9 protein-coding genes are annotated in these 13229 nt (G+C 65.2%); 8 read left to right on the forward strand and 1 reads right to left on the reverse strand.

Going from position 1 to position 13229, the window contains the following annotated elements; translation table 11 throughout:
* Positions 1 to 10 precede the first annotated feature (10 nt).
* The 4 genes from ACEN2M_RS13605 (at position 11) to ACEN2M_RS13620 (ending at position 6315) form a co-directional block, all read left to right on the forward strand.
* A complete protein-coding gene (locus tag ACEN2M_RS13605; protein WP_441648673.1) occupies positions 11 to 1972 on the forward strand; it encodes a DUF222 domain-containing protein in 1962 nt (653 codons plus the stop codon).
* 351 nt (positions 1973 to 2323) lie between these two features.
* Positions 2324 to 3637, forward strand: coding sequence for an O-antigen ligase family protein (locus tag ACEN2M_RS13610; protein WP_441648674.1), 1314 nt, complete (start codon positions 2324 to 2326; stop codon positions 3635 to 3637).
* Positions 3638 to 3681: 44 nt separating this feature from the next.
* Entirely contained in the window at positions 3682 to 4938 is a 1257-nt protein-coding gene (locus tag ACEN2M_RS13615; protein WP_441648675.1) for an O-antigen ligase family protein, read from the forward strand.
* Positions 4939 to 5031: 93 nt separating this feature from the next.
* The gene (locus ACEN2M_RS13620; RefSeq protein WP_441648676.1) at positions 5032 to 6315 is read left to right on the forward strand and encodes a lipopolysaccharide biosynthesis protein; all 1284 of its coding nucleotides are present in this window, start codon (positions 5032 to 5034) and stop codon (positions 6313 to 6315) included.
* 18 nt (positions 6316 to 6333) lie between these two features.
* Here the strand turns inward: ACEN2M_RS13620 and ACEN2M_RS13625 are convergent, their stop codons facing one another.
* Complete coding sequence (locus ACEN2M_RS13625) at positions 6334 to 8187, reverse strand: hypothetical protein (protein WP_441648677.1); 1854 nt, start codon at positions 8185 to 8187, stop codon at positions 6334 to 6336.
* Positions 8188 to 8313: 126 nt separating this feature from the next.
* Between ACEN2M_RS13625 and glf the strand changes: the two genes are divergently transcribed.
* From glf to ACEN2M_RS13645, 4 genes are all read left to right on the forward strand, one after another.
* Positions 8314 to 9480, forward strand: a complete 1167-nt coding sequence (glf, locus tag ACEN2M_RS13630) for a UDP-galactopyranose mutase (protein ID WP_441648678.1) — start codon at positions 8314 to 8316, stop codon at positions 9478 to 9480.
* Between the two features lie 17 nt (positions 9481 to 9497).
* Positions 9498 to 11510: a glycosyltransferase gene (locus tag ACEN2M_RS13635; RefSeq protein WP_441648679.1), complete on the forward strand. Its 2013-nt coding sequence runs from the start codon at positions 9498 to 9500 to the stop codon at positions 11508 to 11510.
* Positions 11511 to 11593: 83 nt separating this feature from the next.
* Positions 11594 to 12481 carry an ABC transporter permease gene (locus ACEN2M_RS13640; RefSeq protein ID WP_441648680.1) on the forward strand — a complete coding sequence of 296 codons (888 nt, stop codon included), beginning with the start codon at positions 11594 to 11596 and terminating at the stop codon, positions 12479 to 12481.
* Positions 12482 to 12506: 25 nt separating this feature from the next.
* Positions 12507 to 13223, forward strand: coding sequence for an ABC transporter ATP-binding protein (locus ACEN2M_RS13645; RefSeq protein WP_441648681.1), 717 nt, complete (start codon positions 12507 to 12509; stop codon positions 13221 to 13223).
* The last annotated feature ends 6 nt before the right edge of the window (positions 13224 to 13229 follow it).

A 13229-nucleotide genomic window follows, 5' to 3' on the forward strand; every position in this document is an offset into this window, starting at 1 on the left:
GAATGGGGGTATGGACGACGAGCTGGTACCAGGCTCCACCGCACCGACGGGAACTCCCGCCGGGCCGAATCTCCATGACTGGAACACCGCCCTGGCCGGCCCGGCGCCGGAGCCTGTCGATGAGCTGACCGCTTCGCTGACCGGTGCCGTGCCGGGTGGCGCGCCCGATGCCGCCAGTCTCCGTGGCACCACCGACACCGCGGGGTCGCCGCCCAGTGGTCCCGCGGTGGGTAAGCCGCGGCCGCCGTGGCGGGAGCCGTCGGAGTTGCCGGCGGTGCAGCGGGCGCATACCGGGCCGTTCGGCGAGAAGCTGAAGGTGCTCGATGACGCGGCGGCCATGGTGCAGGCGGTGATGGCGTCCATTGATGTGAATGGGCTCAGCGACGCCGAGGTGGTCGCGTTGACGCAGATGGTGGAGCGGGCGGGCCGGCCGGTGGATGCGGCCCGGGTGAGTACCGCGACGGTGGTCGGGTATCGGTCTAGGCGGATGCTGGGCCGGGAGTCGATGGCCTGGCGGATGGGCGCTCCGCATCAGAACGTGTTGCTGACCCGGTTGACGCTGGCGTCGGTGCCGGAGATGAAACGTCGGATGGCGTTGGGTGAGAAGGTGGCGCCCCGGGTGGCGGGCGGTGCCGTGTTCGAGCCGGTGTTCCCGGTGGTCGCGGCGGCGTTGCGCTCCGGGGAGCTGGGCATCGACGCGGCGGAGACCATCGTCGCCGGCCTGACCGACTACACGGCAACCGGGCGCCTGGACGCCGACCCCGCCCACGTTCACAAAGCCGAACGCGACCTCGTGGAACAGGCCACCGGATCCGTCTACGGCCACACACCCGGCCCCGGCGAGACTGGCCCCACCGACGCCGACGCAGATGCAGATGCCGACGCCGACGCCGGTGCAGATGCCGATGCCGATGCCGATGCCGACGCCGATGCTGACGCTGACGCTGACGCTGACGCTGACGCTGACGCTGACGCTGACGCTGATGCTGATGCTGATGCTGATGCTGATGCTGATGGTGATCGCGCGGCAGGCGGCGGGTTCACCGGGCCGATCGGCCGCCTGGGTGAGTCGGACGGGTTCACCTATCCGGCCGATGAGATCCGCAAACTGGCGGTGCGCTGGCAAGCCGTGCTGAACCCGGACGGGCTCGCGCCGAACGCGCCCACCGTCGAGGCGAAGTCCACGTTCTCGTTCGGCGCCTGCAAAGACGGCCTGCACCCCTTGCGTGGCGGGGTGACGCCGGAGTTGAAGGGGGTGATGCAGAACCTGTTCAACACGTTCCAGTCCGCCCGGTCGGCGCCCTCGTTCCCGTCCGCGGAGGAGCAGCGGCGCATCGAGGCCGGCGAGCTGGTGCCGGGCGAGTTGATCGACGAGCGCACCGGCGGTGAGAAGCGCGCCGATATTCTTCGCGGCATCCTGGTGCAGGTCGCCCAGGACCCCCGCACCCCGACGATGGGCGGCATGCCGCCGACGGTGATGGTGCACGTGAACGCCACCGACCTGCTCGACCAGGCTGGGGTGGGGTGGATCGATGGGGTCGACGAACCGATCTCGATGACCACGATCACCCAGCTGATCGACAACGGTGGCATGCAGCCGCTGTTCTTCGGCACCAACGGTGCCGTCCTCGGTTTGGGCTCGAAGGAGCGCTGCTTCACCCCGCGGCAACGCAAAGCGATCACGGCCCGGGACGGCGGTTGCATCATCCCGGGCTGCGACTGCCCACCGCAATGGACCGAAGTGCACCACGTGACACCCTGGCAGCTGGGCGGGGACACCCATGTGAATAACGGGGTGCTGCTGTGTTGGTATCACCACCACACGATCACCAGCGGCGGCGGGTGGAAGATCCGCATGGTCGCCGGCATGCCGCAGGTCAAGGCGCCGCACTGGATCGACCCGACCGGCGCTTGGCGGGCCCCGAACCAGCACCGGGCACACGACCCCCGCACCCGAAGAACCGACGAGTAACAGCAGCGAAACCGCGGGTCAACCGCGGGCAGCCGCGGATCAACCGCAGAGTAACCGCGCAGATCAACTGCGGATCAACCGCAGAGCCACCGCGCAGAGCGACCGCTGAGCAACAGCGCAGAGCAACCGGAGCAACCGCGGGCGAACAGGGGCAACCACGGAGTCACCGTAAGCGGGTCCTAGCGCACGGCGAAGCGCAGAGTGGGGCGGAGAGCGGGGCGGAGAGCGGGGCGGAGAACGCGGCGGTGAACAGGCCAGCGAGCGGGGCAGGTCGGACCCGGGCGGTATATACGTCCACAGGTATCGAGCGCACCGGCGAGTCGAGTGGAGGCACCCCAGTACCCTAGACATATGCCCGCCGTGCAGAGCCGTCTCCCCCCTCGCCTTTTCGCGACGCTGGTGTTCTTCACAGTCCTGGCCGGCCAGTTCTGGCGCAATCTACTCGGCTGGTGGGGGTTCGGCGCCATTGCGGTGCTCATCGTCATCGGAAGCATCGCCTTTCTCGTCTCACTCAAGCCGGATTGGGACTGGCGGTCGTTCCCGAAGTCTCTCGGCGCCTTCCTGCTCATCGCCACGGTGTCCGTCGCCTGGTCGGCGTACCCCGGGGCCAGCGCAATCGGCATCGCCCTGCAGTGGCTCACGACGTTGGCCGCGCTGTTCATTGCGGTCTGCCTCACCTGGACCGAGCTGGTGCGCACCCTGGCAGTGGCCCTGCGATGGATCCTGGGGCTGTCGATAGCGTTTGAGTTCATCGTCGCCGTGTTCATCGGCCACGCCGTGCTGCCGTTCTGGGTGGAGTACAGCGGAAAGATTCCCGCCGCCTTCTACTGGTCTCGCGGACTGTTGCTTGAAGGTGGTCCGATCGAGGGCATCGTCGCCAGCCGCAACCTCTTGGGTTTCCTCGCACTGCTCGCCCTCATCGTCTTCGCGGTGCAGTTGCGGGCCGGGCTCGTCGCGCGTGGACGCGGCATCCTATGGGTGAGTGTGGCCATCGTGATGTTGTGGTTCACCCGGTCGGCCACAGTCACGGTCGCGCTGGCCGCGGTCGCCGTGGCCCTGCTCTTGGCGCTCTGGGCACGCCGTCTACCACCGCTGGGCCGACGCCCGCTGTATCTGACCGCCGTCGCGGCGCTGGCCGCCGCGGTGGTCGGGTTGGTCGGCTTCTCGTCCACGCTCCTGGGCCTGCTCGGCAAGAGCGACGACCTCACCGGCCGATTCGACATCTGGGGCAGCGTCATCGGTCTCGCCAGCGAGCGGCCCCTCTGGGGCTGGGGCTGGGTGGGTTACTGGGTGCCCTGGGTCGAGCCGTTCGACGGACTCGCGGTGCGGAAGGGCGTCGAGTACCTGCAGGCTCACAATGCCTGGCTGGATGTCTGGCTCCAGGTAGGCATCCTCGGCCTCATAGTCTTCGGTGCGCTGGTTCTCTCCACCCTGTGGCGGTCCTGGTTCCTGGCCGTCGACCGGCCCCGCCTGGGTGTCAACGACACCGCGACCTACACTGTCTCGTCCCTCCTGCCGTTGTTGCTGACGGTGGCGCTGCTGGCGCAGAGCCTGGCCGAAAGCCGATTGCTCGTCGAATCCGGCTGGGTACTTCTCGTAGTGCTGGCCGTGCGCACCAAGCGCCCCGCTGCCGCCGCAGACCTGCTCGGCGTGGGCAGGCGATGACCGACCGGGCCAGGCCCCCATTTGTGACCGCGGCGTCTTCCGCCGTGTTTTCGTCACCCCGGTTCAGCGCGACCCTCACCCACCTCATCCTCGGGTTGGCCTTCTCGACCCACCTCATCCGCAGCCTGATGGGGTGGCCCGGGTTGCTCGGCGCGCTGGCCTGCCTGGTCGTCCTGGCGGCCCTCTCGATGGTCGCCAGGCGACAGAGCATCGAGTGGCACGGTCTGCTGCCGTTGTCGATCCTGGTCTTCCTCATCTGGTGTGCCCTGTCGGTGCTCTGGAGCGGCTACGCGTTGCGAACTGTCGGTGGGGTCGGCTACCAGCTGGCCTTCGCGTTCCTCGCGATCTACATCGCCCTGGTGCGCGACACGATTCAGATCGTGCGGGCCACCGGCGACGTCCTGCGGGTGCTGCTCGCGCTCTCGATCGCTCTCGAGGTGCTCTCCGGGCTCCTTCTCGATCTGCCGATCGCGTTCCTGGGGGTGCAGGGCAACATCGTCACCCTCGGGCCCATCCAGGGAATCTTCGGATCACGCAATGTCCTCGGCCTGATCTCGGTGATCGCTGCGGTCAGCTTCATCATCGAGTTGCGCTCCCGATCGGTGCGCCCCGGACGCGCCGCCTGGTCCATCGCCATCGCCGGGATGGGCTTGATCCTCACCCACTCCCCCGTGTTCGTCGTCGTGGCCAGCGCCGTCGGCGTCGCCGCCCTCGCCCTCTACTGGCTGCGGCGCACCCCGGCCGAGAACCGCTGGCTGCTGCAACTGAGCCTGCTGGGCACGGCGGTCCTGGCCGCCCTGGTGGTCTTTGTGGGCCGCACGAGCATCATCGGCGCGCTGAATGCCGGGAGCGAATTCGAAACCCGGTCCTCGCTCTGGCGGGAGATGTGGCGGCTCGTCGAGATCCACCCGCTCGAAGGATGGGGATGGGTCGGCACCTGGCCACAGAACGTGAGCCCGTACGGCTGGCTGGACTTCGTCACCAAGAGCGAGCACTCCTCCGCCCTGAACGCGTTCCTCGACGTGTACTTCCAGGTGGGCCTGGTCGGGTTCTTGTCATTCGTGGTCCTGGTGACCCTGGCTTTCATCCGCTCGTGGCTTCTCGCCTCGAACAAACGCCCCGTGGTCTACGTCTGGTCCCCGCTGGTACTGGTCGTACTCCTGGTCACCTCAGCCGCCGAGAGCACGGCTCTCGTGGAGTTCGGTTGGCTTCTGCTGCTCATCTGCTCGGTCAAGGCTGCGCAGGGGCAGAGCTGGCGGCGCATGCTCAAGCCGAGCCCGCGTAACAGCCTGGACGGCTAAACTCGCGTCGGGCCGAGCCAGCGGGGAACCCGGTCGCGCCCCAATGAAGCCGGCAATGGAACAAACCAATCGAGGGAAGCGGGACCCGTGCACGTGAGTCACACCGAAGAGCCAGGCCAGGACCAGTCGGTCACCACGCCTGCGACCGCGAACGGCGGCAACGGATTCATTCTCATCGTGGCCGCAACCGGACTCGTGGGAGTAGCCGGTTACCTGATCACCGTATGGGTCCCGGCGCTTATCGGCGTCGGTCCCTACTCGATCTTCGCAGTATTCTGGGCGTTTATCTTCTTGGTGGCCACCGCACTCTCCGGAATACAGCAGGAGATCACTCGCGGCACGGAGGCCAGGCTTACGGGCGACAGCACCCGGTCCGGCCAAGCCGGCAAATTCGCCCTGGTCACCTCCTTCGCGGTCCTGCTGGCGGTGCTGGGATCGGCGCCCTTCTGGCAGTCTGCGGTCTTCCCCGAGCATGGCTGGGCCATGGTGCTGCCCTTGGCTGTCGGTGTGGCCTCGTACGTTCCGTTGGCTGTCTTGGCCGGTTCGTTATACGGCATCGGCCATTGGAAAGCCCTCTTTGCGCTGGTCAGTATCGAGGGCCTCCTGCGCTTGGTCCTCGTGATCGCCGCTGCCTACCTGAAGCCAGAGGCAGCCGTCTTCGCCTGGGCCATCGCGATCCCGTTCCCCGTGGCGGTACTTGCGGTCTGGCCGTTCGCCCGTGTCCGAATAGTCGGCAAGACCCGGCTCGACGTCGCCCTGCCGCGCCTCACCTGGAACGTCGGGCGCACCATCGTCGCCGCAGCCGCCATGGGGATCATGATCAGCGGGTTCCCACTCGTGCTCAAGCTCACCTCGCCGACGGTCTCAGCCGACGACCTGGGCATCATCGTGCTCGCCGCGACGTTGACGCGTGCACCTCTGATCGTTGTCGGCATGGCCCTGCAGAGCTTCCTGATCGTCTTCTTCCGCGCCAGGGCCGCGCAATTCTGGCGCACCCTGCTCATGCTCGAGGGTGTCGTCGTCGCCATCGGACTCACTCTGGCCGTCCTGGGTTACCTGCTGGGGCCGCCGATCTTCGCCTTCGTTTACCCGAAGGCACCGACCGTCGACGGTTGGATCATCGCCACCCTGGTGCTCTCGTCGGCCCTCGTCGGCGCGCTGTGCGTCAGCGCGCCCGCGGTTCTCTCCCGAAACGCTCACTCGGCGTTCAGCGCCGGCTGGATCGTCGCTGCGCTCGCCACTATCGGCTGCCTCCTGCTGCCACTGCCGTTCATAGACAAGACCGTGCTCGCACTTCTCGTGGGCCCGGCAGCCGGAATTCTCGTACACGCCGTTTACCTGGTTGCGGTGCGGAAGGTTCCAATCGCGGCCGCCTAGCGTGCGCGAGGTCCCCGGCTACTCAAGGCCCCAAAGGGTGATCGTGCCCGTGACACCGTCATCGTTGGCGTACCGCAGTCTGCTCTGTTCGACGAGGTCCTCGGCATAGCGATTTGCCCAGTCGTCGCCACACTCGCTGTCGGTGAGCAGCTGGGTAGCATTGCCCTCGATTGCCGCATCACTGTCGATGGCGCCGTTCATCCGACTGGACGCGATTGTGGCGACAGCGTCATAGTCAGTGGGCCAGGCCATACCGAGGTGGAAATTGGCTATCGGCACACCAGAGGTCACCTTGAGCACCCGAGGGTCGATGCAGGAATCGACCATGAGCAGGGTGCCAGGATGTTGCTGAGCCGAGAGCACAGCCAGTTCGGTCAGCGCCTGGTCTCGGGGAGAGTCTGTCACCAGGAGCGCCCGGGTGACATCGGTGCGATAGAACACCCACCAGTCACTGAGCGACACCGTGGCGATGCCCACGCACAGTGCCGCGGCCACGACAACTGCCCATCGGGGTACCACACGGCTGCTCTCCGACAGCTGCCTTGGCGTCACACCGTCGGCGACTGGGACGGCCTCCGTCTCGGTCCGGGCGTTCCAGAGATCGGTCAGCACCAGGATTCCGATCGGCAGGATGGTCGCGGCGATGAGAAAAAACACGTCCATGTACAGACGGTAGGGCTCGGCGTTGGCACCCCACCGGTCATTGGTGCCGAGAAGCATCCAGGCGAGGGCAGCGCCGATCGCGTAGGCGCCCCACACCGGGCGCTTCCGCCACACCGCAGCAGCGAGGATGACCCCGAGAGGCACGATGAGAACAAGTCCAGAAATCAACCCGGGCGCAATCGGCACGCCAAGCTCGCTGTTGGAAGCCACCCTGTAAGCCAGGAAGGGATCGCCCGTAGCTATACCAATGACAGTTTGCAGGACCTGAGGGGCGGCGCCAAGCACGACAGCGACAAAGTAAAGGAGCACAGCCTTGTTCCGGATGATCAGGGCGATCATGCCGGGCACAGCGGGCAGCAGTCCGAAGACGAGGGTTGGCAACTGGCCACCTGCATCCGCGACCGTGGGTCCGCCCAGGAAGACCACCGGGACCAGAACGATCGACAGCACCGCGAGCACAATGTGCCGGCCACGAAGGATTGCCCATGTGGACAGGCCAAAGGCCAGTAGGTAAATGGCGGCGATAAACGAGTAGGTCTGCACATTGGCCAGGCTGCCGAGGACGAGGCAGATAAGCGTCGTCAGTAGCACCCGGGCGCGCGGGCGGGCGGGCCGCAGCCAGAGCAGGGCCAAAACGAGCAGGCAGATCGCGGCAACCGAGAGCGACACAGATTCGCCGTTGAGGGTGTGCAGCAGCCCGAACGGGCCCCAGATCACGGCATGAGAATCGAGCGGCGTATACCAGCCGGTCCCCGTGAGCCTGGAGAACGTGCCGAGCATAAATGGGACGGGCGCGATCAGTCCGACCCACCAGCGCCGACTCAGACCGACGAGTATGGCCGCCAAGAGGCCGACAAGCGCGAGCTGCATGGCCATACCGCACACGTTCCAGGCCACGATCGGGTCCCAGCCGGTAACTCTGGACACAAGTCCGATGGCCTCGTAGTAGAACCGCGGATAGGTGATCGACCCGGTCTCGGTGACCGGTTCGACGGCGGCGAATTCTCCCTGAGAGAAGTTCTTGACGATCGCCAGATAGCCCAGCTGGTCGTGCACGTAGTAGTCGCGAAACCGCCCGAGCGTGAATCCTGGCGTGGCCAGGTACATGCCTGCTTGCGCTATCAGGTGGAGCATGAGCGCACCCACCACCACTGCGCCGGTACGGAGTCGGTCGTCGCGGGACAATTTGACCGTTCTCGCGCCTGCCATTGACACAGCGTACTCTCCCGCCCACGGGCCGGGCATCTCCGAGCGGGAGCCTCCCAGCCAGCATCGGCTATCGTTGAACGGTGCAGGAGCATGGCTGCACCATCCCAAACAAAGGACATTTCAAATATGACCGTTGACCTTGTAGTCGTCGGCTCCGGCTTCTTCGGCCTGACCGTAGCCGAACGTGCCGCCAGAGAACTCGGCCTCAAAGTTGTGGTCATTGACCGTCGCAGCCACATCGGCGGAAACGCGTACAGCGCCCCGGAGCCCGAGACCGGAATCGAGGTACACCAGTACGGTGCTCACCTCTTCCACACCTCCAACGAGCCCGTCTGGGAGTACGTCAACCGGTTCACGAAGTTCACGAACTACGAACACCGAGTCTTCACCAACTTCGGCGGCGAGGTGTTCCCGCTGCCGATCAACCTGGGCACCATCAACCAGTTCTTCCGGGCGGCTTACTCCCCCGACGAGGCGCGCGCCCTCATCAAGGGCCAAGCCAGCGAGTTCGCCACCGGCGAGTCCCGCAACCTCGAGGAGAAGGCGATCTCGCTGATCGGCCGGCCGCTCTACGAGGCGTTCATCAGGGACTACACCGCCAAGCAGTGGCAGACTTCACCCACGGCGTTGCCCGCCGAAGTCATCAGCAGGCTGCCCGTGCGCTACAACTACGACAACCGCTACTTCAACGACACCCATGAAGGCCTACCTGTCGACGGCTACACGGCCTGGATCGAGCGGATGGCCGACCACCCGAACATTGAAGTTCGCCTGGATACCGACTTCTTCGACGAAACCCAGGAGTACAACAAGAAGTCCGTCGTCGGCCGGGTCCCCGTGGTTTACACCGGACCCGTCGACCGTTACTTCGATTACCAGGGCGGCGAGCTCACCTGGCGCACCTTGGACTTCGAGCAGGAAGTGTTGAACGTCGGGGACTACCAAGGCACCCCGGTAATGAACTACGCGGATTCGTCTGTGCCTTACACCCGGATCCACGAATTCCGCCACTTCCACCCGGAGCGCGCTGAATACCCGAAGGATAAAACCGTGATCATGCGCGAGTTCTCCCGTGCTGCGACCCGGGCAGACGAGCCCTACTACCCCATCAACACCCCGGAGGACCGGCAGAGCCTACAGTCCTACCGCGCCCTCCAGGCGGGCGAGCCCGATGTCTTCTTCGGCGGCCGCCTGGGTACCTACCAATACCTCGACATGCACATGGCCATCGGTTCTGCGCTCTCCATGTTCGAGAACAAGCTCAAGCCGCTCGTCAACGGGCGCACCGAATAGCGAGTCGGAGTCTCACAATGTCCACCCCCATCGTTCTGCAAAAAGTGATCTTCCCGTCGTCGTCAGACCCCGACGTAGCTCCGCTCTACGTCGACCCCGACGAGTGGACCCAGATCGTCACCCCCGGACACGCCGGGCGTCGAGGCACCGCACCCGCCGAGTCCACCGTGCAGCCGATGCGCCTCACCCATCACAACGTCACCCCCATGCTGGACGGGCGGCGCGGACTGAAGCCCGGCCTGGACAAGCGGATCTCCCTCGGCACCTACTTCAACGCGTTCCCCGCCAGCTACTGGCGACGGTGGACGACGCTGACCGGGGTGCGCCTGAGCATCTCGACGACCGGCCCCGGCGACCTCATCGTCTACCGCTCCAACGCCCGAGGCGTCATCCAGGTTGTCGACTCCGCCCACGTGGAAGCAGACGGAACCGTGGTGTTCGACCTCGGTTTCGAATATTTCATCGACGGCGGTTGGTACTGGTTCGACCTCGTCTCGCGCGGTGAGGACTTCGCCCTCACCAGTGCAGAATGGCAGGCACCGCCCTCCGACGCCCCGGTCGCCCCCGAGCGCACCCTCACCATTGCGATAACCACCCTGAACCGGACTGGCTACTGCCTCGAGCTGCTGGCCACCATCGCCACAGACCCCGACGTCCTAGCCAGCCTTGATCAGATCCTCGTCGTCGACCAGGGCACCGACAAGATCAGGCAACACCCGAGATACGCCGAGGTGGATTCCGCCCTCGGCGGTCGTCTGCGGGTCATCGACCAGGTCAACGCGGGCGGCTCCGGCGGGTTCTCCCGCGGAATGTTGGAGACCGTCGCCGCGGGTACCAGCGACTACGTAATGCTGCTGGACGACGACGTCGTCGCCGAGCCGGAGAGCATCCGCCGCGCCCTGGCCTTCGCCAGGTTGTGCACCGACCCGACCATCGTCGGCGGCCATATGTTCGACATGTTCGATAAGACCAAGCTGCACGCCTTCGCCGAGTCGATAGACACCTGGAACTTCATGTGGGGCCCGATCACCCCGTCGCGGCACGACTTCACCGCGAGCAACCTCCGCCAGACCACGTGGCTGCACCAGCGCAACGACGTTGCCTACAACGGCTGGTGGATGAGCCTCATCCCCATCGAGATCATCCGGGAGATCGGCCTGTCCCTGCCTGTGTTCATCAAGTGGGATGACGCTGAGTTCTCTTTGCGCGCGTCCGAACACGGTTACTCCACGGTCAGCCTGCCCGGCGCGGCGGTTTGGCACGTTTCCTGGGTCGACAAGGACGACTCCCGCGACTGGCAGGCTTTCTATCACGCACGCAACCGCCTGGTCGCCGCGCTGCTGCACTCTCCGCATGCCAAGGGCGGTCGCCTCACGCTCAGCAACCTCGCGTCGGATGTGCGCCACCTGCTGACCATGGACTACTACACGGTCAAGCTGCGCCAACTCGCGTACGAAAGCGTCATGGCGGGGCCAGATTCGCTGCACGGCGAATTAACCACCCGCCTGCCGGCCATCCGCGCGATCGCCGGCAATTACCCGGAGTCGGCGCTCATCAAGGACCTCAACCGCTTTGGACGATTCCCGATGACCAACCTCGTCGGTAGCGACGAGCCACGCCCAAGCGGCCGCCAGCTCTATTCATTCCTGATCAAGAATTTCGTGCGACACGGCCTCAGGAAGCCGCACGCGCAGAGCGCCGTGCGTCCCGACACTCACCTGCCCCGCACGGCTCCCTGGTGGACTGTGCCGAGCCTTGACAGCGTCGCCATTACGAACGCTGAAGGCTCCGGCGTGACCTGGCATATCCGTGACCGCGCTATGTTCAGGTCGCTGCTCTGGTCGAGCCTGACCCAGAACCTGCGTTTCCGGCGCCGGTGGGGCAGCCTGAGCGAACTGTACCGTTCGCGCGCACACGACCTCACCTCGCTCGACTCCTGGACGTCGACGCTCGGCCTCGACTCGCACGCCACAGCGACCGCTCCGGCCGTGTCGGATGCTGATAGTCCCACCGAGAGCATCCGCGAGTAGGGGCGAAGCTCAGTCCGTACCAAACAGCTAGAATCACGGTTGGGCCCGTTGCCCCCTCCCGTTGACACCAGGCAGGCGACTCGATGATAAGGACCCGCGTGACGCAAATCGCTCCAGTACCCGACCTCGACGGGTTCGTCCGGCCAGGTCAAGGGGCGGGACTGATCGACGTATTCCGCCGGCGGTACCTGCTCTCGCTGCTCGTGCGCAAAGAGGTCCAGGTGCGTTACCGGGGTTCGGTCCTGGGCTGGATGTGGTCCTACGTCAAGCCGATCACGCAGTTCCTGGTCTTCTTCGTAGCCCTCGGTGTCTTTCTACAGCTCAACGGAAGCATCCCGAACTACCCGGTCTACCTCTTCTCGGGACTCGTGGTGATTAACCTGTTCAGCGAGGCTTTCAGCAACGGCACCAAGTCGCTCGTGGACAACGCGCCGCTGATCAAGAAGATCTACCTGCCCAGGGAGCTGTTCCCGGTGTCCTCCACCTTGGTGGCCTTCATCAACTTCCTCCCCCAGGCACTCGTGCTGGCGGTCGTCTGCGTGCTCACGGGCTGGCATCCGAATCTCCTGCAGGTATTGGGCATCGTGCTCGGCGTGCTGATCATTGTGCTGCTTGCGATGGGACTGAGCTTGTTCTTCGGTTCCATCAATGTCTCGTTCCGCGATGCCCAGAACTTCGTCGAGCTCATCCTGCTCGTGGCGACGTGGGCATCCCCGGTCCTCTACCAGTGGACGATGGTCGAGAAGATCCTGCCGGACTGGCTCATGGTGATCTACCAGCTCAACCCGGTTACTGCCGCAGTGGAGTTGTTGCACGCCGGATTCTGGTATCCGACGACCGACGGCCAGATTCCGATGCCGACCGGGCTGTGGTTCTACGGCCTATGCGCCCTCGTCACAGCGAGCCTCCTGCTCGTCATCGGACAGCTTGTCTTCCGCCGATTGGAGCGCCGCTTTGCCCAAGATCTCTAGCGACCAAGCGGAGGCAAAGCCACGCTTGGCGATTATCGCCTCCGAACTCAGCAAGACCTTCCTCCTGCGGCACACTCATTCCCTGAAGGAATCGGTGATCGCTGCTGTGCGGCGTAAGCCCATCTCCTCCAGCTTCAATGCTCTCGAAGACGTCAGCTTTCAGATCAACAGCGGCGAGTCGGTCGCGCTGCTTGGCTTCAACGGGTCAGGCAAGTCCACGCTCCTCAAGCTGATCTCCGGGGTCCTGCGGCCCGACACCGGCGAAGTCCTCACCCGCGGCCGGGTGGCCGGTCTGATCGAGGTCGGAGCAGGCTTCCACCCGGACCTGTCCGGCCGGGAGAACATTTACCTCAACGCCGCCATACTCGGCATGTCACAGAGGGAAATCGACTCGCGCTTCGACGACATCGTGGAGTTCAGCGAAATAGCCAAGTTCATTGACACGGAGGTCAAGCACTATTCCTCCGGAATGTTCCTTCGGCTGGCCTTCTCCGTCGCAATCCACACCGAGGTCGACATCCTCCTCGTCGACGAGATCCTGTCGGTGGGCGACGAGCCGTTCCAGCGCAAATGCTTGGCAAAAATCCGGCAGCTGCACGCTGAGGGACGGACCCTTGTCGTGGTCAGCCACGACCTCGGCATGGTCGCGGACTTGTGCGACCGCGGCATCCTAATCGACAAGGGCAAGGTCGTCTTCGACGGTGAATCGCACGAAGCCGTGGCACGCATGCGCGCCCAATAGGGCCGC

The sequence above is a fragment of the Cryobacterium sp. W22_MBD10_FK3 genome (assembly GCF_052113745.1).
Taxonomy (GTDB): Bacteria; Actinomycetota; Actinomycetes; order Actinomycetales; family Microbacteriaceae; genus Cryobacterium.

What these genes read in the sequence shown, in the direction of transcription:
- ACEN2M_RS13605 (WP_441648673.1), top strand. Translation starts at nt 11, where the DNA reads ATGGACGACGAGCTGGTACCAGGCTCCACCGCACCGACGGGAACTCCC.
- ACEN2M_RS13610 (WP_441648674.1), top strand. Translation starts at nt 2,324, where the DNA reads ATGCCCGCCGTGCAGAGCCGTCTCCCCCCTCGCCTTTTCGCGACGCTG.
- ACEN2M_RS13625 (WP_441648677.1), bottom strand. Translation starts at nt 8,187, where the DNA reads ATGGCAGGCGCGAGAACGGTCAAATTGTCCCGCGACGACCGACTCCGT.
- glf (WP_441648678.1), top strand. Translation starts at nt 8,314, where the DNA reads ATGACCGTTGACCTTGTAGTCGTCGGCTCCGGCTTCTTCGGCCTGACC.
- ACEN2M_RS13635 (WP_441648679.1), top strand. Translation starts at nt 9,498, where the DNA reads ATGTCCACCCCCATCGTTCTGCAAAAAGTGATCTTCCCGTCGTCGTCA.
- ACEN2M_RS13640 (WP_441648680.1), top strand. Translation starts at nt 11,594, where the DNA reads ATGATAAGGACCCGCGTGACGCAAATCGCTCCAGTACCCGACCTCGAC.